This window comes from Sphingomonas sp. GM_Shp_2 (assembly GCF_026540875.1).
Taxonomy (GTDB): Bacteria; Pseudomonadota; Alphaproteobacteria; order Sphingomonadales; family Sphingomonadaceae; genus Sphingomonas; species Sphingomonas carotinifaciens.
In genome coordinates, this window is record NZ_JALNUQ010000005.1 from 17,576 (window position 1) to 39,837 (window position 22,262).

Below are 22,262 nucleotides of genomic sequence, written 5' to 3' on the forward strand. Positions count from 1 at the left end.
TGGCGCCCGGTGCGCATCTACCATAACGCCCGGCGCCCAACGCTCTGTTTTGCGTGCCATTCGTGGATGATACGACCATGACCGCCCATCCCTTCTATGCGATCCACCGGCACGGCATGGTCCGCGTCGCCGCCGCCACGCCGGTCGCCACCGCCGGCGATCCGCTCGCCAATGCGGATGCCGCGCTGCTGCTCGCCCGCCAGGCCGATGCGCAAGGGGTCGATCTGGTCGTCTATCCCGAACTCAACCTCACCTCCTACGCGATCGACGACCTCCACCTGCAAAGCGCGCAGCACCGTGCGACCCTCGCCGCCCTCGCGCATGTCGCGGCAGGCAGCGCCGATCTGGCGCCGCTGCTCCTGATGGGCGCCGCGTTGCCCCGCAACGGCCGCCTCTACAACTGCGCCGTCGCGATCAGCCGCGGGCGTATCCTCGGCGTCGTGCCCAAGACCTTCCTGCCCAACTACCGCGAATATTACGAGAAGCGCTGGTTCGCCAGCGGCGCCGGGCTGACCGGCCTCACCATCGATCTGGGCGATATCGGCGCGGACATACCCTTTGGCACCGATCTGCTGTTCGCCGCGACCGACCTGCCCGGCTTCGTCGTCCATGCCGAGATCTGCGAGGATTACTGGGCGCCGAACCCGCCCTCCACCGCCGGTGCGCTCGCCGGCGCGCTTATCTGCGCCAACCTGTCCGCCTCCAACATCGTCATCGGCAAGGCCCGCGAGCGCGCACTCCTGTCCGCGGCGCAATCGGCCCGCGCGGTGTGCGCCTATATCTATTCGGCCGCCGGCATCGGGGAGAGCACTACCGACCTCGCCTGGGACGGTCAGGGCATGATCTACGAACTGGGCGAAATGCTCGCCTCGTCGCAGCGTTTCGTCCACGCCCCCACCCTCACCACCGCCGACATCGATGTCGAGCGCATCGCGCAGGAACGGCTGCGCTTCGGCACCTTCAACGATGCCGCGCGCGAGGCGGGGCACCCGGAAACCCGTTTCCGCCGCATCGCCTTCGACCATCGGCCACACTGCGCCGACATGGGTCTGGCGCGCGACATCCGCCGCTTCCCCTTCGTCCCCAACGATCCCGACAAGCGCGACGCGGACTGTTACGAGGCGTTCAACATCCAGGTCGAGGCGCTGGTCAAGCGCCTGTCCGCCGCGCGTGCCGAAACGCTGGTGATCGGCGTGTCCGGCGGGCTCGACTCGACGCACGCGCTGATCGTCGCGGCCAAGGCGATGGACCGGCTCGAAAAGCCGCGTTCCGCGATCCTCGGCTTCACCATGCCGGGCTTCGCCACCGGCGAGGGTACCAAGGCCAAGGCGTGGAGCCTGATGCGCGCACTCGGCATCACGGCGGACGAGATCGACATCCGCCCCGCCGCGCGCCAGATGCTCGCCGACATGAGCCACCCCTTCGCCGAAGGGCAGCCGGTCTATGACGTGACGTTCGAAAACGTGCAGGCGGGCCTGCGTACCGACTACCTCTTCCGCCTCGCCAACCAGCGCGGCGGCCTCGTGCTCGGCACCGGCGACCTGTCCGAACTGGCGCTCGGTTGGTGCACCTACGGCGTGGGCGACCAGATGAGCCATTATGCGGTCAATGCCGGCGTGCCCAAGACGCTGATCCAGTTCCTCATCCGCTGGTGCATCCGCACCGGCCAGTATGATGCGGAAACCGATCAGGTGCTGACCGAGATACTGGCGCAGGAAATCTCGCCCGAACTGGTCCCGGCCGACGAGAGCGGCGCGTTGCAATCCACCGAGTCGATGATCGGCCCCTACGCGCTCAACGACTTCTTTGCGCACTACGTCATCCGGCACGGTCTGGCGCCGTCCAAGATCGCGTTTCTGGCCTGGCACGCCTGGCGCGATGTGGAGGCGGGACGCTGGCCGGCCGACTTCCCCGCCGACGCCCGCGTGGCCTACGACCTCGCCACCATCCGCCACTGGCTGGAACGCTTCCTCGTCCGCTTCTTCCGCACTAGCCAGTTCAAACGCTCCGCCCTTCCCAACGGCCCCAAGGTCTCCGCCGGCGGCGCACTCTCCCCCCGCGGCGACTGGCGGGCCCCCTCCGACGGCGTCGCCGAACCGTGGCTACAGGAACTCGTCGCAAACATGCCGTGACGCCGCGCGCGCAATATTGCCAAATCGGCCTCGCAAGCGCATTATGACCGGCCTATGACAGTGCCTCCACCGGATGGATCGCGCGATCGCCGGATCGAGGACCCATCGAATCTTTGGATAATCCACCCCGCGGGGCGGCGGCTGCTGCCGTTCGCGCTGCGGGCGGGCGTGTCGGCGAACAGCGTGTCGGTCGCCGGCCTGTGCCTGGGCACCGCCGCGGCGCTGGCCTATGCGCAATATGAACGGCCGGCCTTTGCCGTGCTTGGCCTGTTGCTGTCGGTCGGCTGGCTGATCGCGGACGGGCTGGACGGCATGGTCGCGCGCGCCACGCGGACCTCCAGCGCCTTTGGCCGTTTTCTGGACGGGCTGTGCGACCACGGCGTCTTTACCCTTCTCTATGTCGCGCTCGCCGCGTCGATGGGCACGGCGGAGGCCTGGGTCCTCGCCATCGCCGCCGGGGTGGCGCATGCGGTGCAGTCCAGCCTTTATGAGGGTGAGCGCGCCCGCTTCCATCGTCGTGCCCGCGGGGTCGGCCTCGCCGCGCCGCCCCGGCCCACCGGCGGGGCGCTTGTCCGCCTCTACGACCATGTCGCAGGCAGCCTCGACCGCATCGCCATGCCGTTCGAACGAACGCTGGCCGCCGCCACCGATCCTGCCGCGCTCGGCCGGACCTACGGTGCACGCGCGGTGCCGCCGATGCGGCTGTTATCCCTTCTCACCGCCAATGTCCGTGTCGCCGCGATCTTTGTCGCGACGCTGGCCGCCGATCCGCGGCTCTTCTGGTGGTTCGAAATCGTGCCCCTCACGGCCGTCGCCGTGATCGGTATCGCCTGGCATCGCCGGGTCGAGCATGCGCTGGCCGCCCAGGGCGCCACCGCCGGCCGACCGGCCTCTTCGTTTATCGTAAAGGAACAGAAACAGTCATGAACAGCATCCGGATCGCCGTCGTCGGCATCGGCAACTGCGCGAGCTCGCTGGTGCAGGGGCTGGAGCATTATCGCGAAGGCGCCAACGACATGATCGGCCTCATGCATTATGAGGTCGGCGGCTATCGTCCCAGCGACATCAAGGTCGTCGCGGCGTGGGACGTCGATGCGCGCAAGGTCGGCAAGGACGTGGCCGAGGCGATCTTCGCCAAGCCCAACTGCACCGCCGTGTTCGCCGCCAATGTGCCCGCCACCGGTACGATCGTGAAGATGGGCGCGGTGCTGGACGGCGTCGCCGACCACATGGCCGATTACAAGGAAGAGCGTACCTTCGTCGTCGCCAACGACACGCAGCCCAGCAAGGAAGACGTGATCGCCGACCTGAAGGCATCCGGCGCCGACGTGCTGATGAACTATCTGCCGGTGGGCAGCCAGCAGGCCACCGAATTCTACGCCGAATGCGCGCTTGAGGCCGGCGTCGCCTTTGTCAACAACATCCCCGTCTTCATCGCGTCCAACCCCGTCTGGGCCAAGCGTTTCGAGGACGCCGGCGTGCCGATCATCGGCGACGACATCAAGGCGCAGCTCGGCGCCACCATCGTCCACCGCGTGCTGACCGACCTGTTCGCCAAGCGCGGCGTGAAGCTGGACCGCACCTACCAGCTCAACACCGGCGGCAACACCGACTTCCTCAACATGTCGAACCACCGCCGTCTGGAATCCAAGAAGATTTCCAAGACCGAGGCGGTACAGTCGGTCGCCGCCGAGCGGCTGGACGACGACAACGTCCATATCGGCCCGTCCGACTACGTGCCGTGGCAGAACGACAACAAGGTCTGCTTCCTGCGCATGGAAGGCCAGCTTTTCGGCGGCGTGCCGATGAACCTGGAACTGCGCCTCTCGGTCGAGGACTCGCCCAACTCGGCGGGCGTCGCGATCGACATGATCCGCTGTGCCAAGATCGCCAAGGATCGCGGCCTTGCCGGCGTGGTCGACCCCGCATCGGCCTATTTCTGCAAGCATCCCCGCAAGCAGATCACCGACGACCTGGCCAAGCAGGAAGTCGAAGCGTTCATCGCAGCCGCCTGAACGCGATGATCCGCACCGCGATCATCCTGGCGGCCGGCGAAGGCAGCCGGCTTCGGCCGGCCGCCCCGTTCAAGCCGCTCTGTCCCGTCGCCGGCCTGCCGCTGATCGACCATGCCCTGTCCGGGCTGGCGGCGGCGGGGCTGACGCGGGCGATCGTGGTGCTGGGCTATGGCGGCGACACGATCGAGAGGCACCTCGCCGCCCGGTCGCAGCCGCTGCGCGTGGAAACGGTGCATAGCGACCATCGCGAGCCCAACGGCGTCTCCGCGCTTGCCGCCGCCCCGCTGCTGCGCGGCGAGGAGGCGCTGCTCGCCATGTGCGACCATCTCGTCGATCCCGCGCTCTACCGCCGCCTTGCCGCCATCGGCGCGCAAGGGGGGCTGACGCTGGGCATCGACCGCCGCCTGGGCCATGACTGGGTCGACCCGCTCGACGTCACCGCCGTGGCGACGCAAGGGGACCGCATCGTCGCGATCGGCAAGGGGCTGGAACCGCACGATGCCTATGACACCGGCGTCTTTGCGATCGGTCCTGCCCTGTTCGCCGCACTCGGCAGCCTGGGCCATCCCTCGCTGACCGACGGGGTTCGCCTGCTCGCCGGTGAAGACCGCGCATTCGTCGCTGATTGCAGCGACTTGGCCTGGATCGACGTCGACGACGCACCGGCCCTTGCCAAGGCGGAACAGTGGCGCGCGCTGGCTGCGTGATCGCGATTGTAATCCCGCCGCTTTTCTGAATAGTATACCGTAGATGGCCGATCGTTCGGACCATCGCCCCTTTCACGCGCGTGCAGGAGCCGCATGAGCCTCATCGTCCGCACCTTGTCCGAACAGATTTTCGCGATCGTCCGTGAACGGATCATCAGCGGCGTTCTGCCCCGGGATACGCCAATCCGTCAGGACGCCCTCGCCACCGAACTGGGCGTCAGCAAGATACCCTTGCGCGAGGCGCTCGCGCGGCTCGAACAGGAAGGGCTGCTGACCAGCCAGGCCAATCGCGGCTTCTTCGTCCGCCCGATGAGCGCGACCGAGGCCGAGGAAATCTACGAACTGCGCCTCGCGCTGGAGCCGGAGGCCGCCGCGCGCGCCTGCCTGCTCGCCACGGAGGATGACCAGCAGGCCGCGCGTGAGGCCTTTGCCGATCTCGACATCGCCGCGCACGAGGCGCTGCACGACGTCGCCGTCTGCAACCGCGCCTTCCATATCGCGCTCGTCGCCCCGCTCGGGCGTCCCCTTACGATGCAGCTGGTCGAGCGCCTTCAGGTGCTGGCCGAACGCTACGTCATCACCCATCTCGAACCCGCCGGCCGCGACGACCGTGCCCACCGCGAACATCACGACATCCTGGAGGCCTGGCTGGCGCGGGACGCGGATCGCACCGCGCACCTTCTGACCGGTCACCTGAACGGCACGCTCACCGATCTGCGGGCGCAACTCGCCACCGACTGACAATGACATAAAAACAAAGGGGATATCATGGGGGTGTTTGGACCGCGCAAGGCTATGGAGGGGGGCGCCGGCATGGCCGGCCACCAACTGGCCAAGACGCTTAGCTGGCCGCATCTGATCGCGCTCGGGGTGGGGGCGATCGTCGGCACCGGCATCTATACGCTGACCGGTGTCGGGGCGGAGCGCGCCGGGCCCGCCGTCATCCTCGCCTTCGCGATCGCCGGTGCGGTCTGCGCCTGCGCCGCGCTCGCCTATGCCGAAATGGCGACGCTGATCCCCGCCGCGGGCAGTGCCTATACCTTCAGCTACACCGCGATGGGCGAGGTCGTCGCCTGGGTCGTCGGGTGGAGCCTGATCCTCGAATATTCGCTCGCCTGCTCGACGGTCGCCGTTGGCTGGTCGGGCTATCTGGTCGGCTGGATACAGTCGGCGGGCATCCATCTGCCGCCTGCCCTTCTCTCCGGGCCTCATGCCGGCGGCGTCGTCAACCTGCCGGCGGTGCTCGTCGCGCTCGGCGTCATGGGCATGCTGATCGCCGGCACCCGCGAAAGCGCCACGCTGAACATCATCCTGGTGGTCATCAAGCTCATCGCGCTGACCATCTTCATCGCCATGGCGCTGCCCGCCTTCAACGGCAACAATCTCGAACCCTTCATGCCCTATGGCTTCGCCGCGACCGAAATCGACGGGCAGAAGCGCGGCGTGATGGCCGCCGCCGCGATCGTCTTCTTTGCCTTTTACGGCTTCGATGCGGTCGCGACCTCGGCAGAGGAGGCCAAGAACCCCGGACGCGACCTGACGATCGGCATCGTCGGATCGATGGCGGTGTGCACGCTGATCTACATGGCGGTCGCGGTCGCCGCGATCGGTGCTACGCCGTTCACGACGCTCGCAAATTCGCCCGAGCCGCTCGCTCTCGTCCTCCGCCAGCTCGGCCAGCCCACCGCCGCCTACCTGATCGCGCTGGCCGCCATCGTCGCGCTCCCCTCGGTCATCCTCGTCATGATGTACGGCCAAAGCCGCGTCTTCTTCGTCATGGCGCGCGACGGCCTGCTCCCGCGCTCGCTCTCGCGCGTCAGCAAGCGGACCGGCGCGCCGACCACCATCACGCTGCTCACCGGCATCGCCATCGCCGCCGTCGCCGGCTTCTTCCGGCTGGACGAGATTGCCGAACTGGCCAATGCCGGCACGCTGATCGCCTTTATCGCGGTCGGCGCCTGCCTCATGATCATGCGCCGCCGCGCGCCCGATATGCCGCGCCTGTTCCGCTGCCCGGCGCCCTATCTGGTCGGCACGCTGGCGATCCTGGGTTGCCTGTATCTGTTCTTCAGCCTCCCCGCCTCCACCATCGCCCGCTTCGTCCTGTGGAACGCGCTGGGCCTCGTCTTCTACTTCGCCTACGGCCGCCGCCACAGCTTGGCCCGAATTACGAAGGAATAAGGGGCCGGCGGCATGATAAGGGGGTATGTCGCCGGAACCGGAAGGACGTGCCGCCCTGATGAAGTGTCTGATTGCCGCCCTCTTCGCGCTGGTCTGCGCCGTCGCCGCTCCGGCGACGGCGCAGACCGCACCGTTCGACCTCACCGGCCCGTCGCTGCGTATTCAGGTTACCCATGCCGGGCAGACGCTGCCCATCTCGCGGGTGCCGAACCTCTCGGCGGGCGATCGCCTGTCGATCAAGGCGGAACTCCCCGCTGACCAGTCCGCGCATTATCTGCTCGTCGCCGCCTTTCTACGCGGCGCCACCAATCCGCCGCCAAAGGACTGGTTCTTTCAGGCAGAGACCTGGACGAAGAAGGGGCGGGACGGGCTCAGCATCACCGTGCCGGCCGGTGCACGCCAGATCATCCTGTTTCTGGCACCCCAGACCGGTGGCGATTTCAAGACGCTGGTCGATGCCGTACGCGGCCGCCCCGGTGCATTCGTCCGCGCGGCGCAGGATCTCAATCAGGCCGCGCTCGACCGCGCCCGTCTCGATAGCTTCCTTGGCGCCATCCACCGCTTCGATCCCGGCGACCCCGCCCGGTTCGAGGCGGTTCCGCCGCTTCTCGCCCGCAGCCTCGCGATCAAGCTCAACACCGACTGCCTGCAACGTCAGGTCGATCTTCAGGCCGCCTGCCTGACGCAGAACCGCGACTCGCTGGTCCTGTCCGACGGCCACAGTGCGACGATAACCGAGGCGTTGGCCGGCACCCCGGCCGATCTCGCCATGCAGATCGCTGCGACGCCGCAGGGCGGTCTTGGCTATTACAGCCCCTATATCGCGGTGGTCCGCGATGTCGTGCGCATCCTTGGCGCGTTCCAGACCGCGCAGTATCAATATATTCCCGCGCTCGGCCTGATCCGCGATGACCTGATCGGCCTGCTGCTGAACGCCGCGCCCTCCTTCCATTCGCCTTATTCGGTTCTCGTCACCGCGCTGCCCATGGTCGATGCGCCGCAAATCCCGCCCCTGCGCGCCGCGCGTCCCGACCCGCTATGTATCGCCGCCCCCGGGCTGACGCTGCCGGTGGAGGGCGCCCCCCTCGTCTATGCCACCCCGTTCGCGCACAACATGGCGCTGCGGCTGAAACGGCGCGACGGCACGACCATCGACCTGCCGGCCCGCGCCGATGCGGAGGCCGGCGGCTACCGTATCGACACCGCCGGTCTCGATCTCGCCACCCTGCCGCCCACGGCACAGGGCGTCCTGCACGGCCGCTGGGGGTTTACCGCCTTTGACGGTCCCGCCTTCCGGCTTCAGACACCCACTGGCTGGAGTTGGTCCCCCGGTGGCGGCTCCGCGGTGGTGGGCCGCGTGGACGCCGTAACGCTGGCCGGGGGTGCCGCCACCTGTGTGGAGGGCGTCTCGCTTCGCCATCCCTCGGGCCGCATCGAACCCGTCACCTGGTCCGCGAACGCTGCGGGCGACCTGACGATCAAGCTCCCGCTCGAAAAGGCCCGCCCCGGCACCGCGACGCTGCTGATCGCCACCACCGGGCAGGCGACACCCGCCACCCTGCCGCTGACCCTGTTCAACGAGGCGAGTGCGATCGACGCGCTCACGCTGCGTCCCGGCGACATGGAGGGCGAGCTTACCGGCGCCCGCCTGGACGCGGTTGCGCGTGTCACGGTCGGCGATCTCGCCTTCACCCCCGGCGCGCTCACCCGCCGCGACGGTCGCGATCATCTTATTTTGGCGACGCCGGCACCTGTCTCCCTGACACAAGGCCAGACCGCACCTGCCAAGGTGACGTTGAAGGATGGCCGGGTTCTCGCCACCACCGCCACCATCGCCGCACCGCGTCTCCGGCCCGAGGTGATCGCACGCACCGTGGCGCGTCCGCCCTCGCTGCTGACCCTGGCGGATGAAACCGCTCTTCCCCACGACGCCACGCTCACCTTCTCGTTGCGCGCCGACCATTTCGATGGGCGTGAAACGATCGAGGTCGCCAACGCCGATGGCACCGCAGTGACCACGCTGGTACCGGGTACGGATATCATGCTGCAAAATGCGCGCACCTTGGTCGCCACCCTGGCGCCGGCGCGTGTATTCGGACCCTCCATCTACGGCCCGCTGCGCTACCGCGTGATACAGGCCGGAACACCCAGCCCGTGGCAACCCCTTGCCACCCTGGTGCGCCTGCCCGACATCACCCGCGCCGCCTGCTCGCCAGATGGCTGCGCGATCACTGGGGCCCGCCTGTTCCTGATCCACTCGGCCGGCGCCCTGACCGTACCGGAGGGCTTTACCGGTACCAGCCTGAGCGTCCCCACCCCTCTGCTACACCTGTCCGACGCTCCCGCAATCTCCGCAACGCTCCACCAAACACCCGCTCAATAGGCTGGCGGATCGCTCGCGGGAAAGCTTTCGTCGGACCCTTGATCGACGCGGTCCCAATCCCCTTGTGCATCACGTATCCGGTCCTGTCCGGCGCCCCGTACCTGAACCACGCTCTCGGCCGGTCCCTCCTCCACCACGAACGCCACCGGCACACCCCGCCGCACCACCCGCCCCCGCCCGAGCAGGAACCCAGCCAGGAAAGAAAGGCCAATTACGACAGGCGCTTGCCACCCCGAGGACGCAGTGCCGCGCGATTTTTTAACGGGCGTCGCCACCATCCCCTTGGTTTCGGCAAAGACAACGCCAGAGGCTTCTTCCACCTCGACAACCCGGCCATTTTCCACTGCGATTTGATGCCGGAAGCCGTTCTCGACGTCGCCGGAACCTTCGCCGCGCATACCGCCGTCGGGCGTGCCCTGCTTGTCCTCTGTCTCGGCCCCTCCATAAACCCGAACACCCATAAATCCTCCATCTCTTTGCCCCGCGAAACGCGTCGATGCAGAACTTGGGTCCAGCTTATCTTCATGAATAATCACGCAATATCTCGATCAACTACCTCTGAGCAGAACCGTCGGAATGCGTAAAACCGTACGTAGGTCGGTCGCGTCGTCCGTCGCGCCGACCTCGACGGACCAGTTGACGCTGGCGCGATCGGTTACGCGGTAGGTTACGCCGAAGAGCAGGCGTCCGATCTGCAGGTCGCGGGAGCGGGTCATGCGCTGTCCGGGCCAGGCGGCTGTCGGCTCGATCAGGCTGGTGAGCGTCTTGGTGCCGAAGGCCCAGCTGTGGGCGTAGCCGAAGTTCATGGTGGTGCGCTGGTTGAAGGCGATGCCGATGCCGGCGTTGGCGGAGAGGGCGTCACCGGGGTCGACATAGTCGATGATGACGGGGGGGATGCGGGTGTCGACGTTCTTGCCGAGGTTGAAGGTGTAGGCGAGGGTGGTGAAGAGGACGGGGGGGTCGGTGGGGAGGATGGCGGTGAGGCCGGGGGTGAGGCCCCAGAAGCCGGCGCCGGTGCTGGCTCGGGTGGGGCGGCCGAGTTCGTCGCGGGGGATGGCGAAGGGGTCGGAGCCGGTGGGGATAACGCCCTGCAAGTTCGCGATAACAAAGGGTAATCCCGCCCGCCCATCGATCAACTGATAGCGCGCGGAAAGTTCGATATCACCGATGCCGCGACCCGAAACCGAGCTGTCCAGCGTCGCAGCGGAGTCGTTGGGCGTACTGCCCGCAATGGGCGCGACGACCGATGCATCGGAGCGGTAGACGAACGGGACCCGCATGCCGAGTTCCAGCCGATCGGTCAGGCCGTAACGAAGCGCGGCGGAGGCGGTCAGCACGTCCTGTCGGCTTTCGTTGATGTCGAAGACGCCGACCAGCACCGCCTCCACCAGTTCGATGCCGCGAAAGATCGCGCGGTTGCGATCGGCGCGCGCATAGTCGAACTGCAATTCGCCGGTAAGCTGACCCTTTCGCGTGACGACGCTGCCCTGCGCATCGAGCACGGCCAGCTCGATCGGCCGATCCTCGTCCTCCGGCGCCTGGCCGACGCGCTCGAGCGGCGCGAGCGGCGGTTGCAGCACGCCGGCGGGATCGCCGGGCGCACCGGGCGCGGCCGCCTGCGCGGCAACCACCGCGGGCGGACGCACCGGGCCGATCGGGGGAAGCGGCGCGGTGGCCGCCGCCTCACCCGCATCCACCCGCTCGCGCAATCGGGCGATCTCCGCCGATTGGGTCTGCAACTGCTGGCGCTGCGCCTCGATCAGCGTCATCGCCCGGTCGAGTTGCGCCTGGAGCGACGGGCGGCGCTGACGCTGGGCGGCATCGGCGGGCGCGGCGAGCAGCAGCGGCAAACCCGCCCCGGCGAGCAGCAGTGCGCGTACCCCCCGCATCAATTGGCGGCCCGCATCATGGCGGCCTCGATCCCCACATTGGCCGCACGGAACATCGCGGAGCCAAGGACGTCCGGCCCGGCATTGGCCAGCGCGATGCTGACGCTGGTCTGCGTATCGATCGCGCGGTCGTCGCCGGTATTGAGGATGAGCGAGCCGAACCCGGCCCCGGCGAAATGGGTGATGCTGAGATCCTGCCCCTCCAGCGTCGCGGTGCGCGTGGCACCGGCGGTCGCCTGACGCAGCCAGCCGGCATCGGTGGCGGCGCTTGCATCGCCCACGCGCTGGAGCCCGGCCGCAAGCGACTGCGCCGAGGCGGCACCGCCGGTGATGGTGACGCCGGGCACCGCCGCGCCGCGCGTGACATGGATGCCGGTGGCGCGATCATAGCTGATGACCGGCGTGGTCGCGGGCGCACCCCCCTGCCCGCCATCGCCGCGCGCCGCCACGGTTTCGCCGGGACGCGGAGTGTAGACGGCAAAGGACGGGCCGGCATCCTCGGTCCGGAAGACGGTGCGCAGCACGACCGCGCCGTTGATCGCCGTCTGCGTCTGCACGGTCAGCGCGACATCGATGCCGCTGGGCAGGCGGAAGCCGCCGCGTTGCTCGGCCAGTTCCGTATCGGCCACCGGCGCCGCCGCGAACGGCGCCCCTTGCGCGATCAGCATCATCACGACTGCCCCCATCATGATATGTCTCCGTAAAATGGCGCGGTGATCGACAGCGCCTGCTGGCTGACCGGCTCGGCAAAGCGCGCGCCCAGCGGCGCCCGCGCATAGGCCGACCATTGCGACGCCCGGTTGAAGCGGTTGCGTGCCAGTTGCTGGTCGGCGGCGAGCACGAAATAGATGCCGTTCCACGCCGCCTGGAACGCGGCCCGCGGCATGACGGTGATCCCCGATGACGGATCGCCGAGCAGCACCTCGTCCCCCCGGACACCCTTCACCACCACGAAATGGCGGTAGTTGCGGACCGCGATCAGTGCGATGCCGGGTATGCCGGTATCCGCCACCCGGTCGAGCGGCACCTTGTAGCCATCCGCCGCCAGCCCGCGACTGGCGAGCCACCGCTTCATGTCGAGCAGCGAAAAGCCGAGGCGCCGGATCTGCGCACGGTCGCCGCGCGCCCACATGCCGCGAAAGGCCACCTCCTCGCGCACGTCGAGGTCGTAATGGTAGCGAAGCAGCGTCGCGAGCGCCGCCGACCCGCAACTGAAATCGAATTTCTGGCGGACGATGCCGGCGAAACGCTGATCGGCCACCGAGCGGACGGGCACCGAAAAATCGCCGACGGGCGTCCCGGACGTAACAAAGCGCGCGCGGTCGGACACCGTCCCCCCGCACGCGCCCAGCAGCAGCGGCAGCGCCATTCCCGTCGCGACCGCCACGCCCCCGATGCCCCCCCGCCCTGTCATGGAGCCGGTGCGATGGCGATATTGACGTTCATCGCCGCATTGATCGCGACGTTGTTGCCGGTGTTGATGTTCACGATCGACAGGCCGGACAGGTTCTGAAACGCGTTGTCCGCAACGCTGGCGTCGCCGGTGCGAACGTGATCGCCGACACTGTTGTTCGCAACCCCCGCCGCCTGATCGGCCAGCGCCGCCTGGCGCGTATCCTGTCGCCCCGCGATCGCCGCCAGCACATCCTCGTCCAGCGCGGATGTGCCGAACAGCATGTCGCTTGCCGGCAGCGTCACCGGTTGCGCCTCACCCCGATCCAGTACCTGAGCGGCAAGCGGCGCCGGAGCAGCGATGCACAGGATCAGGGCGGCGGTGGTCATGGGCAGGATGGTCATCGAAATCTCCCCAGGCGAGAAAGGAAGAAGCGGCGGCAGGGGAACTGCCGCCGCTTCGTGACGCCCCCGCCTTAGAAGGCGACGTCGCCGGTGGAGACCGCCACACTGACATTGGCGTTCTGCGATGCCGCGACCCCGGTATTCTGGTTCAGCGCCTGCATGCCGGCGAAGTTCTGGAAGGCACTGCCGTCATTGCTGATGCTGTTGTCCACCGCGGGCGTATCGCCATCATAGCCACCGAAGGTGACGCTGACGCCGGTGACGTAGCTGGACAGCGTGGAGCTGGCGACCAGCGCGCCGTCGCCGAACACGTTCGAGGACGAGGCCGTCCCCGTACGGGTCGAATAGTCCAGCGAATTGGTCGAATTGTCGTTGCCGCTGTCGGCGATCATCACCGAATTGTCGTTGGTGGAGTTGTCCGAATTGTCCGTCTGCGAGTTGTCGTTGCCGCTATCGGCGATGTCGACGGAATTGTCGGTGGTCGAGTTGTCGGAGTTGTTCGAATTGTCATTGCCGCTGTCGGCGATGGCGACCGAATTGTCGGTGGTCGAATTGTCGTTGCCGCTATCGGCGACGTTGGTCGAGTTGTCGGTCTGCGAATTGTCATTGCCGGAGTCGGCGATGTTGGTCGAATTATCCGAGCTGTCGTTGCCCGAATCCGCGATATTGGTCGAGTTGTCCGAGCTGTCATTGCCCGAGTCCGCGATGGCGACCGAATTGTCGCTGTTGTCGCTGTTGTCGGTCACCGTGCTGCCATTGTTCGCCGCGAAACGACCGCCCGATACCGAGCTGTTGTCCGAGCTGTCGCTGTTGCCGCTATCGGCGATGGCGACCGAGTTGTCGGTGGTCGAGTTGTCGTTGCCCGAGTCGGCAATGTTGGTGGAGTTGTCCGAACTGTCGTTGCCGCTGTCGGCGACGTTGGTCGACGCATCGGTGGTCGAATTGTCGTTGCCGCTGTCGGCGATCGACACCGAATTGTCGGTGTTGCCGCTGTCGGCGACGTTGGTGGACGCGTCCGTGGTCGAATTGTCGTTGCCGCTGTCCGCGATCGAAACCGAGTTGTCGGTGGTGGAACTGTCGTTGCCACTGTCCGCGACGTTGGTCGATGCATCCGTCGTCGAATTGTCGTTGCCGCTATCGGCAATCGACACGGAATTGTCGGTCGTGGAACTGTCGTTGCCACTGTCCGCGACGTTCGTCGAATTATCGGCGTTGCCGCTATCGGCGATCGAGACCGAGTTGTCGGTCGTGGAACTGTCGTTGCCGCTGTCCGCGACGTTCGTCGAATTGTCGGCATTGCCGCTGTCGGCGATCGAGACCGAATTATCGGCATTGCCGCTGTCGGCGACGTTGGTCGAGGCATCGGTGGTCGAGTTGTCGTTGCCCGAGTCCGCGACGTTGCCCGAGTCCGCGACATTGGTCGAGTTGTCGGTTTGCGAGCTGTTGTTGCCGCTGTCGGCCACGTTCGTGGAATTGTTTGTCTGCGAGTTATCGTTGCCCGAGTCCGCAACGCTGGTCGAATTGTCGGAACTGTCGTTGCCGGAATCCGAGATCGTCTGCGTGGCTTCCGCCGTCGATTGATCGTTGAGGTTGTAATCGTAGGACGAGGAAGAAGAACCGTCCTGCGCCACGTTGCGACCGGCCTGTGCGTCGTTCTGGGTCGTAGGTTCGGTGGTCTGTGCATCGGCGACTGCCGCCGCGCCGACGAGCAGCGCCACCGCGGAGCACGAACGGAAGAGATGGATCTTCATGATCTGCATTCCTCTCTGACGAGATTCACATCGCATCCGTCCCCCCTGTTTCGCGGCGGATCACATGCGAAGTGGCGCCGACATTCGGCGCTGACCCAGATATTCACCTGTTGTTCATGTTGTTCGCCCCCGGCTTGCGGTGTTTCCCCACCCCCGACCGGGGGGCGCGACAGCCCCCATTCGGGGGGAGCGCTCGGCAGGTCACACATAATGGGTGCGGCACCCGGGCGCGGTGCGCACCGCGCTTTTGAGCATCAGCCAGACCAGTTCGGCCTGTCGGTTGGTATCCGTCTTCAGAAAAATCTGTTTCAGATAGGAGCGTGCGGTCTGTTCGCGGACATGCATCGCCGCGGCCGCCGCGTTCAGGCTGAGGCCGTCGGCCAGCAGACAGGTCAGCCGCGCCTCCACCGGCGACAGGCCGTACAGCTTGCAGGCGGGCTCGACGACGCGGCGCAGATCCTGTTCGGGATCGAAGACGTAGATCACCGCGCTTTCGCCGCCCTGGCCGGCCGGACCGGTCTCACCCGACATGATCGCGGCGAGCAGCGGGCGACGGCCTTCACGGGTGAGCGCAACGACCGGGGCATCGCCGGGCCCCGCGGGTTCGCCGGCCCCCAGCACATGCTCGATCGCGGCCTGCAGGCGCAGGGTATCCGCCAGCCGCCGTCCGGCAACCAGGCCGCCGTTGCGACGCAGGCCGTCTCCGGCGGCGATCATCGCCTCCGCGGTGGCGTTGGCGAACACGCATTGGCCATCGCGATCGACCAGCAGGATGCCGACATCGCTGGTGTTGACCGCCGCCGTCAGGCCGCGCAACCGGGTGAGCGCCCGCAGCCGCCCGGCCCATAGACGCGACACCGCCTGTACGATGGGCAGCCAGCGGGTGGCGGCGTCGCGCGCCGGGCTGCGCGCGGCGATGCCGATGCGGCGGAACAGCGAGGTGATGGTGACGGTGCCGCCGTGCGCGGCGATGCTGGTGGTGAGCAGACCGCCGGTGGAGGCGTCCTCCAGCGCGCGCCACTGGCCGGGCATGGCGGGATCGATCCCGGTGGCGGCGCGCAGGGCGCGGTCGGTTATCTCGTCACGGGTGTGACGCTCCTCGGCACAGGCGCCGCCTGCGAACAGCAGCACCGGCGCGCGGTCGCGATCATGCCATGCGACCAGCACCCCGTCCGCGGCGATGGCCGTGGCCATCTCGCGCATGACCGCGGCGACCGGGGCCAGGCCGTCTTCGTCCTGCGCGGGCCCGATGGCCGCGCCGTCGGTAGCGGGGGACAGGAGGGCGTATCCCGGCACATGCCGGTCCCGCGCATGCCCGGCCGGCTGCACAATCGTCGCCATCGCCACCACCTCCTCCGCAGGCGACGTCCCTCCTCTCTCCCGCGCGCCCGAGCGGGCGCTGCCGGGGGGCGGATCGTCGCCCGAACCCGTCGCGGCGTACCGCGGCAGGTCGATGGCTTATGGTGTGCCCGGTGGCAGGGGTCGGGGCAATTCGGCCGGAATGGCTACGCCCATGCTATCCGCAAGGGTGCGGGAACCATCCGCCGGCGCGCGCAGCAGCGACCAGCCGGGGGGCAGATAGTCGAGCGCCATATAGTAATAGAGGGTGCAGGTGCCGTCACCGCGGTAGCTGCCGCCCTTGACGATGCCGAAGGCGGTGGTGCCGAGGAAGACCGGGCCGCCGCTGTCGCCGCTGCGGCAGGTGGGGCCGCGCACGGCGACCCAGGTGGGGGTGCAGCCGCCGCCGCACAGGTCGCCGGCAGGGGCGAAGTCGACGAGTTCGACCGTGGCGCAGCTATAGCCGGTGCGTTCGCCGCGGTGGCAGACGGTGTCGCCGGCGCGGGTGGCGTCCCGGGAGCGGGACGCGGTCACGGTGCGGGTCAGCGTCTTGGCGGTGTCCGAGAAGAAGCGGGCGGCGAGCGGCTGCGCGCTGACATGGACCTGTACGTCCTGATAGCCCCAGCCCCATTGGCCGGCAAATTCCAGCGGCGTTTCGCTGCGGTCCGGCTCGACATAGGACAGCGCATCGGGGCAGTGGGCGGCGGTGACCACCCCGCTGCGCGCGCCGTCGGTGACGACGAAGCCGGTGGTGCAGGCGTAGCGACGGCCGTCTGCGGGATCGACGCCGACGAGGCGGGCGCCGCCCTCCGCCGACAGGTTCGCGGCGACATCGTCGAGGCGGGCGATGCGGACGGGCACGCCGGTCAGCGCCGCCAGGCGCGCGCGCAGCTCGCCGGGGGCGTAGAAACCGGCATCCCCCTCGCCCACCATCACCACCAGCTCGCCGGTGCGCGGGTCGACGCCCATGGCCGGGGGGCGGGACAGCATGTTGCGGATCTGCGTCTGGTAAAGGGCGATCGCGGTGACCAGTTGCGCGCGGGTCGCGGCGGCGCCGGTCCGGTAATGAATGGGGACGGACAGGCCGCCGGCGCGCACGGTTTCGTCGGCGACCGGATCGGTGCCGGTCAGGAGGACGACGATGCGCCAGACGGGTTCATGCTCGATCGCGATGCCGGCCAGCCGGTCGGCGAAGCGGGCGCGGATCGCCTCGGTGGCGGCGACGCTCTCCTCCTGCGCGGCGAGGCGCTGGACCGCGATGTCGAGGGATACGCCGTGCGCGGTGGCATATTCGGCGGCGTCCTGCGCGAGTGCGGCCTCCGGCGCCTGTTGCGCGACCGCACCCGCCCCGATCATCATCAGCAGCAACGCTGCCACCCAGCTTCGTCTTCTCACACGGGCGATCTAGACGGACGCGGTGATATGCCGCCTGAACGGATCAGCGCTCCGGCGGCGCAAAGGCGTGGATGACGCGCATGTCATATTCGACGATGCCCGCCGCGACCCGCTCGATCATGCGCTGCGCGTGGCGCCACATGGTGGGCTGGCGAGGCTCGGCCGCATGGGGCACGGCGAGCAGGCGGCTGCCGCAGGAGCGCGCGAAGGAGGCCATCGCGTCCTCCCCCTCCCGCTCGGTCACCACCACCGAGGGAAAGGGCAAGGGCGCGGCGGGAGAGGCGAACAGCGTGTCGCGACCGTCCGCGCCGTCGGGCATGAACAGAAAGGCACCCGCCACCCGGTCGACATATTGACTGGGCGAAAGCCGGGCCCACCAGGCAGCGGCGGCACAGCTTGCCCCTTGCGCGACGAGCAGGACCGCGCGGTCCGCCTGCGCCACCGCCTCGTCCAGCCGCGCGGCCCACAGATTGCGCTGCGCCGCGCTGGTGGCGGTGAAGGGCAGTTCGGCATCGCCCCGGACCGGCCAGGCGAGCAGCCGGTCCCAGGCGGGCGCGCCCGCCTCACCGCCGCCGGGCAATGTGATGATCGAGAACGGATCCCTGGTGGTCAACGCCAATGCCATGTCGCGACTCCGCCTGCCTGACCGTTCAAGGTAAGCGAATGCCCGGCCGCCGCAAGCGGCTTCAGCGCGCCATGGCGGCGGACTGGTCCACGGGCACGACCGGCAACCACACCCGGCTGGGTTTGGCCCCGCCCTGTTCGATCGTCACCGTCGCCGCCCGGTAATCCTCTTTCTTTGCCAGGAAGATATTGGGCACGAACGTTTGCGGATTGCGATCATAGAGGGGGAATTGCGACGATTGCACCTGCACCATGATGCGGTGGCCGGGGCGGAAGACATGGTTCACCGTCGGCAGGCGGAAGCGATATTCCTGCACCTTGTTGGCCGGGATTGCGGAGGGTCGCGCGAAGCTGTCGCGGTAGCGGCCGCGGAAGATGTCCTGCGAGACGGCGAGCTGATACCCCCCCATCGACGGTTGCGACGCATTCTCCTCGGGCAGCACGTCGATCACCTTGACCACGAAATCGCCATCGGTGCCGGTGGTGCGCGCGAACAGATCGGCGATCGGGGCGCCGGACACGCGCACCGCCTGCGTCAGCACCGGCGTGGTATAGGTCAGCACATCGGGCCGCCCGTCCACCCCGCGCTGGTCGCTGACCAGCCAGTCGCCCCAGCGACCATCATCGAAATTCACCGGTCGCGGCAGATGCGGCACCGGCTTCGTCGGATCGGAGACATAGGAGGTGGACGACGCCCCCGGCTTTTCGAAACCGAGGCTACCCTCCCCGCCCAGATAGAGCGGGGTGAGCGGCGCCGCGCACCCCTTCTCGCATGCCAGCGGCCAGGTGGCGAACCGGTCCCAATGATTGTCGCCGGTATTGTAGATCGCGGCCTGCGGCAGATTGGCGGCAGGCCCATCCTTCAGATACTGGTTGAACAGCGGCAGCACCATCTGTTCGCGAAACTGCGCCGCGGTATCGCCATTCCATTGGAACGGCCCCAGCGAACGCCCCTCGCGGTTAATCTGGCTGTGCCGCCACGGTCCCATCACGAGGAAGTTGTTGCCCGTCTTGCCGGCCGCCTTCAGCGCCTCCCACGACATGATCGCGCCGTACATATCCTCCTGATCCCACAGGCCCTGTTCCCAAATAGTGGGAAGGTTGGACGGATTGGCGGCGATCAGCTTGTCGAGCGCCTGTCCCTGCCAATAGGCGTCGTAGGACGGGTGGCTGACGAAGCGCTTCCAGAAGGGCAGCTGGTCATAGCCGGACTTTCTGGCCCAGTCGCCCGCCGAGCCGGCGAGGAAATTCTGGTAATCGTCATAGCCGCCGCTGGGCGGTGCCTTGCCCGCGCCCTTGTAGCCGGTCTGCGAGCCGATCCAGCCGATATTGGCGAGCCGGAACGCGCCGTGGTGGAACCAGTCGTCGCCCATCCAGCCATCGATCATCGGGCTTTCGGGTGCGGCGACTTTCAGTGCAGGATGCGGGTTCAGCAGCGCCATGACGACGGTGAACCCTTCATAGGACGAGCCGATCATGCCGACGCGGCCGTTCGATTCCGGCAGGTTGGCCTTGTTCACCAGCCAGTCGATCGTGTCATAGGCGTCGGTGGTATGATCGACCTTGGTCGGGTTGAGCGGTCCGATCGGCGGACGGGTGACGACATAGTCGCCCTCCGACCCGTATTTGCCGCGAATGTCCTGATAGACGCGGATATAGCCGTCCTTGACGAAGATCTCGTCGGCCAGCGGCAGCGCGTTCAGCATGCGCGGGCTGTCCATGCGGCTGGCGCGGCCGGCGGCGTTATAGGGCGTGCGGGTAAGCACGATCGGCGCGTTCGTCGCGCCCTTGGGGACGACGATGACCGTGTAGAGGCGCGTGCCGTCCCGCATCGGCACCATCACCTCGCGCTTGTCATAATCATAGCCGATGCGCGGCGGGCTGAACTTCTGCGGGATGTCGCCCGTCGCCCCCTGCGCTACCGCCTGCCCGTCCTTCGGCGCGGGCGTCGCCTCCTGCTGGGCAAGGGTGGGCGACAGGGCGAAGAGTGCGGTGGCGGCGAACAGCAACGGCTTTATCATCGATGGCCTCGAAATAGGTGTCGGCGGCATCGTGGCGATACGCGCCGCCATGCGCAATGGGATAGTGTATCACGGGACGGTGGACAGCGTGGGTACAGCTAGCCCCGTCTAGCGTTTTCGCCCGGAACAAGGAGGATGTGCGATGCGAAGCCTGATCGGCATGACGGCGATGATGGCGGTGGGCGGGATCACGGGCGCCGCGGCCCCTGCCGCCGAGAAGACCGCCGATTACAGCTTCGACTATAGCTATCCTCAGGAGGCGGCGCGCATTCCGGCGCTGCGCGCCTGGCTGGAAGCGGACAAGGCGCGGTTGCGCACGCAGACCGCGCGCGACGCGGCGCAGGAGCGGGTTGAGGCGCGCGACGGCGGCTATCCGTTCCGGCCCTATGATACGCAAAAGACGTGGAAGCTGGTGACGGATACGCCGCGCTTCCTGAGCCTGTCGGGCGACGTGTACAGCTATACCGGCGGCGCGCACGGCACGCCGGGGTCGATGGGACTGTTGTGGGACAAGGCGGCGGGCAAGAGGATCGCGCCCAAGCTGGTCTTTTCCTCGTTGCCCGCGGCGCAAGGTGTGATCGGCCCGGCCTTTTGCGCAAAGCTGAAGGCCGAGCGGCGGCGACGGATCGGGGCCGCGGCGGCGAGCGACGGCATGTTCGCCACTTGCCCGACGCTGAAGGATTTGACGGTGCTGCTGGGATCGTCCGGCGGCGGGCGGTTCAACCGGATCGGCCTGATCGCCGACCCTTATGTCGCGGGGTCCTATGCCGAGGGGGCCTATGAGGTGACGCTGCCGGTGACGCGGGCGCTGATCGGCGCGGTGAAGCCGCAATATCGCGCGGCGTTTGCGGTGGGGCGGTAGATAGCGGACGTGGGCGTCGTGGCCGGGAACGCCAGACCGCGGGCGATGTTTACCGGCCCGTCATGGGCTCATCCTCCAGAGCCCGGCGCCACCGTGATCGAAGATGACAAGGTGCTCCAGAGCATCCAGACAGAAAGGATTGTGAGCGCAACCCAGTGCAGCTTTTTGCTTTTGGCGAAGAAAAGGAGAGCAAATGCGATGCCGGCGGGCAGAAACATCAACGGCAAGACTGTCACCGCTGTAAATCGCGCGATCTGGGCGACCGTAGCGCCGGATGCGTATGCGTTATCCGCACTGCGCAGCCAGTCGAGCAAGGTTATCGCCGAAAACAATGGGACCCAGAGCCGCCTTTCCCCTTCGAAGAATGCGGACAGGTCTTTTGCATTTTCCGATACATCGCTGGGTAAGGCAGAGTAAGCCAGAACAGCAAAAAGCGACGGTATGGTCAGCAGCCATAGCAATCGCGGCATTGTCACTTCCGTCACGGACAAGTTCAACCACAAAGAGAAGAACTCTGACACGAGCGCTACGAATACGATTGCGGCGAATATGATTGGCCGGGCATCCCATTGCACGTGCCGTCGGGCCTGAATGAGAACGCTGGCGCTCTGGAGTATGTTGGTGAGTGCGAGAGCGAGAACTATCGTCACGAAGGCCGACAAATACGAAAACAGCTCGGCCTTACCCATCTTCGGCCCCTATGCGCGTCAAGAAACGCACTGTGATAGGGCCGAGTAGGCGGTGCGGCAACGTGCCCTTTCCAGCGAAAATTCGGACATGTCGGCCCGGCCGCCGCCACAGACTTCACACTTGCGTTCCGGCATCAGCCACGATGCGGCCCGAAGAAGATCACCGCCGCACCAATCAGGCACAACGCCGCGCCCGTCAGGTCCCAGCGATCCGGGCGGACGCCCTCGGCCAGCCATAGCCAGAGCAGCGCGGACGTGATGTAGATGCCGCCATAGGCCGCATAGGCCCGCCCCGCCTGTGCAGTATCGACCAGCGTCAGCAGCCACGCGAAGATCAGCAGCGATGCGGTGCCCGGAATCAGCCAGAGCGGCGACCGGCCCATGCGGGCCCAGGCCCAGAAGGCGAAACAGCCGGCAATCTCCGCCAGCGCCGCGCCGATATAAAGGATCGCCGATTGCACCGGGCGATCCTAGCGCG

20 protein-coding genes are annotated in these 22,262 nt (G+C 67.4%); 8 read left to right on the forward strand and 12 right to left on the reverse strand.

Translation table 11 applies throughout. The annotated features are described in order from the left end of the window. Positions 1-77: 77 nt before the first annotated feature. The 7 genes from OXR08_RS02785 to OXR08_RS02815 all read left to right on the forward strand — a co-directional run bounded on the left by OXR08_RS02785 (position 78) and on the right by OXR08_RS02815 (position 9,418). Positions 78-2,132 (forward strand): NAD(+) synthase, encoded by a 2,055-nt coding sequence (locus OXR08_RS02785; RefSeq protein WP_267347485.1) that lies wholly within the window; start codon positions 78-80, stop codon positions 2,130-2,132. 54 nt (positions 2,133-2,186) lie between these two features. Next, positions 2,187-3,059, forward strand: a complete 873-nt coding sequence (locus tag OXR08_RS02790) for a CDP-alcohol phosphatidyltransferase family protein (protein WP_267347486.1) — start codon at positions 2,187-2,189, stop codon at positions 3,057-3,059. Further along, entirely contained in the window at positions 3,056-4,147 is a 1,092-nt protein-coding gene (locus OXR08_RS02795) for an inositol-3-phosphate synthase (protein WP_112382480.1), read from the forward strand. The genes OXR08_RS02790 and OXR08_RS02795 overlap by 4 nt, the downstream gene beginning before the upstream one ends. A 5-nt stretch (positions 4,148-4,152) precedes the next feature. Next, positions 4,153-4,854 carry an NTP transferase domain-containing protein gene (locus tag OXR08_RS02800; protein WP_267347487.1) on the forward strand — a complete coding sequence of 234 codons (702 nt, stop codon included), beginning with the start codon at positions 4,153-4,155 and terminating at the stop codon, positions 4,852-4,854. A gap of 93 nt (positions 4,855-4,947) precedes the next feature. Continuing rightward, positions 4,948-5,595, forward strand: coding sequence for a GntR family transcriptional regulator (locus tag OXR08_RS02805; protein WP_149681667.1), 648 nt, complete (start codon positions 4,948-4,950; stop codon positions 5,593-5,595). 27 nt (positions 5,596-5,622) lie between these two features. Further along, entirely contained in the window at positions 5,623-7,035 is a 1,413-nt protein-coding gene (locus OXR08_RS02810; protein WP_112382483.1) for an amino acid permease, read from the forward strand. A 58-nt stretch (positions 7,036-7,093) separates the two neighbouring features. Then, the gene (locus OXR08_RS02815; RefSeq protein WP_267347488.1) at positions 7,094-9,418 is read left to right on the forward strand and encodes a hypothetical protein; all 2,325 of its coding nucleotides are present in this window, start codon (positions 7,094-7,096) and stop codon (positions 9,416-9,418) included. Here the strand turns inward: OXR08_RS02815 and OXR08_RS02820 are convergent. From OXR08_RS02820 to OXR08_RS02865, 10 genes are all read right to left on the reverse strand, one after another. Next, on the reverse strand, positions 9,412-9,954 hold the full coding sequence (locus tag OXR08_RS02820) for a hypothetical protein (protein ID WP_267347489.1): 543 nt from the start codon (positions 9,952-9,954) through the stop codon (positions 9,412-9,414). The two genes, OXR08_RS02815 and OXR08_RS02820, sit on opposite strands and share 7 nt — an antisense overlap. A gap of 12 nt (positions 9,955-9,966) precedes the next feature. Continuing rightward, a complete protein-coding gene (locus OXR08_RS02825) occupies positions 9,967-11,307 on the reverse strand; it encodes a transporter (RefSeq protein WP_267347490.1) in 1,341 nt (446 codons plus the stop codon). Next, the gene (locus tag OXR08_RS02830; protein ID WP_267347491.1) at positions 11,307-11,996 is read right to left on the reverse strand and encodes a hypothetical protein; all 690 of its coding nucleotides are present in this window, start codon (positions 11,994-11,996) and stop codon (positions 11,307-11,309) included. Before OXR08_RS02830 ends, OXR08_RS02825 begins: the two co-directional genes overlap by 1 nt. Further along, entirely contained in the window at positions 11,993-12,721 is a 729-nt protein-coding gene (locus OXR08_RS02835; protein WP_267347492.1) for a C39 family peptidase, read from the reverse strand. Before OXR08_RS02835 ends, OXR08_RS02830 begins: the two co-directional genes overlap by 4 nt. Then, positions 12,718-13,104 (reverse strand): hypothetical protein, encoded by a 387-nt coding sequence (locus tag OXR08_RS02840; RefSeq protein WP_112382488.1) that lies wholly within the window; start codon positions 13,102-13,104, stop codon positions 12,718-12,720. The genes OXR08_RS02835 and OXR08_RS02840 overlap by 4 nt, the downstream gene beginning before the upstream one ends. Before the next feature lie 71 nt (positions 13,105-13,175). Further along, positions 13,176-14,855 (reverse strand): hypothetical protein, encoded by a 1,680-nt coding sequence (locus tag OXR08_RS02845; protein ID WP_267347493.1) that lies wholly within the window; start codon positions 14,853-14,855, stop codon positions 13,176-13,178. Between the two features lie 201 nt (positions 14,856-15,056). After that, positions 15,057-16,196 (reverse strand): PAS domain-containing protein, encoded by a 1,140-nt coding sequence (locus OXR08_RS02850; RefSeq protein WP_267347494.1) that lies wholly within the window; start codon positions 16,194-16,196, stop codon positions 15,057-15,059. 117 nt (positions 16,197-16,313) lie between these two features. Beyond that, positions 16,314-17,570, reverse strand: coding sequence for a hypothetical protein (locus OXR08_RS02855; RefSeq protein WP_267347495.1), 1,257 nt, complete (start codon positions 17,568-17,570; stop codon positions 16,314-16,316). 61 nt (positions 17,571-17,631) lie between these two features. After that, positions 17,632-18,213, reverse strand: a complete 582-nt coding sequence (locus OXR08_RS02860; RefSeq protein WP_112382492.1) for an alpha/beta hydrolase — start codon at positions 18,211-18,213, stop codon at positions 17,632-17,634. Between the two features lie 61 nt (positions 18,214-18,274). Then, the gene (locus tag OXR08_RS02865) at positions 18,275-20,233 is read right to left on the reverse strand and encodes a CocE/NonD family hydrolase (protein WP_267347496.1); all 1,959 of its coding nucleotides are present in this window, start codon (positions 20,231-20,233) and stop codon (positions 18,275-18,277) included. 142 nt (positions 20,234-20,375) lie between these two features. On the opposite strand from OXR08_RS02865, the gene OXR08_RS02870 reads away from it, so the two are divergent. After that, a complete protein-coding gene (locus OXR08_RS02870) occupies positions 20,376-21,095 on the forward strand; it encodes a DUF4163 domain-containing protein (protein WP_267347497.1) in 720 nt (239 codons plus the stop codon). A 68-nt stretch (positions 21,096-21,163) separates the two neighbouring features. On the opposite strand, the gene OXR08_RS02875 is transcribed toward OXR08_RS02870, so the two are convergent. Both OXR08_RS02875 and OXR08_RS02880 read right to left on the reverse strand, forming a co-directional pair. Further along, positions 21,164-21,784 (reverse strand): hypothetical protein, encoded by a 621-nt coding sequence (locus OXR08_RS02875; RefSeq protein WP_267347498.1) that lies wholly within the window; start codon positions 21,782-21,784, stop codon positions 21,164-21,166. 134 nt (positions 21,785-21,918) lie between these two features. Further along, on the reverse strand, positions 21,919-22,245 hold the full coding sequence (locus OXR08_RS02880) for a YnfA family protein (RefSeq protein ID WP_267347499.1): 327 nt from the start codon (positions 22,243-22,245) through the stop codon (positions 21,919-21,921). Positions 22,246-22,262: the final 17 nt, after the last annotated feature.

Excerpts from the sequence above, each read along its gene's own strand:
- OXR08_RS02850 (WP_267347494.1), bottom strand. The coding sequence starts at position 16,196 with ATGGCGACGATTGTGCAGCCGGCCGGGCATGCGCGGGACCGGCATGTG.
- OXR08_RS02845 (WP_267347493.1), bottom strand. The coding sequence starts at position 14,855 with ATGAAGATCCATCTCTTCCGTTCGTGCTCCGCGGTGGCGCTGCTCGTC.
- OXR08_RS02825 (WP_267347490.1), bottom strand. The coding sequence starts at position 11,307 with ATGCGGGGGGTACGCGCACTGCTGCTCGCCGGGGCGGGTTTGCCGCTG.
- OXR08_RS02815 (WP_267347488.1), top strand. The coding sequence starts at position 7,094 with ATGAAGTGTCTGATTGCCGCCCTCTTCGCGCTGGTCTGCGCCGTCGCC.
- OXR08_RS02860 (WP_112382492.1), bottom strand. The coding sequence starts at position 18,213 with ATGGCATTGGCGTTGACCACCAGGGATCCGTTCTCGATCATCACATTG.
- OXR08_RS02875 (WP_267347498.1), bottom strand. The coding sequence starts at position 21,784 with ATGGGTAAGGCCGAGCTGTTTTCGTATTTGTCGGCCTTCGTGACGATA.
- OXR08_RS02830 (WP_267347491.1), bottom strand. The coding sequence starts at position 11,996 with ATGATGGGGGCAGTCGTGATGATGCTGATCGCGCAAGGGGCGCCGTTC.
- OXR08_RS02795 (WP_112382480.1), top strand. The coding sequence starts at position 3,056 with ATGAACAGCATCCGGATCGCCGTCGTCGGCATCGGCAACTGCGCGAGC.
- OXR08_RS02840 (WP_112382488.1), bottom strand. The coding sequence starts at position 13,104 with ATGACCATCCTGCCCATGACCACCGCCGCCCTGATCCTGTGCATCGCT.
- OXR08_RS02810 (WP_112382483.1), top strand. The coding sequence starts at position 5,623 with ATGGGGGTGTTTGGACCGCGCAAGGCTATGGAGGGGGGCGCCGGCATG.
- OXR08_RS02870 (WP_267347497.1), top strand. The coding sequence starts at position 20,376 with ATGCGAAGCCTGATCGGCATGACGGCGATGATGGCGGTGGGCGGGATC.
- OXR08_RS02835 (WP_267347492.1), bottom strand. The coding sequence starts at position 12,721 with ATGACAGGGCGGGGGGGCATCGGGGGCGTGGCGGTCGCGACGGGAATG.
- OXR08_RS02805 (WP_149681667.1), top strand. The coding sequence starts at position 4,948 with ATGAGCCTCATCGTCCGCACCTTGTCCGAACAGATTTTCGCGATCGTC.
- OXR08_RS02800 (WP_267347487.1), top strand. The coding sequence starts at position 4,153 with ATGATCCGCACCGCGATCATCCTGGCGGCCGGCGAAGGCAGCCGGCTT.
- OXR08_RS02790 (WP_267347486.1), top strand. The coding sequence starts at position 2,187 with ATGACAGTGCCTCCACCGGATGGATCGCGCGATCGCCGGATCGAGGAC.
- OXR08_RS02865 (WP_267347496.1), bottom strand. The coding sequence starts at position 20,233 with ATGATAAAGCCGTTGCTGTTCGCCGCCACCGCACTCTTCGCCCTGTCG.
- OXR08_RS02785 (WP_267347485.1), top strand. The coding sequence starts at position 78 with ATGACCGCCCATCCCTTCTATGCGATCCACCGGCACGGCATGGTCCGC.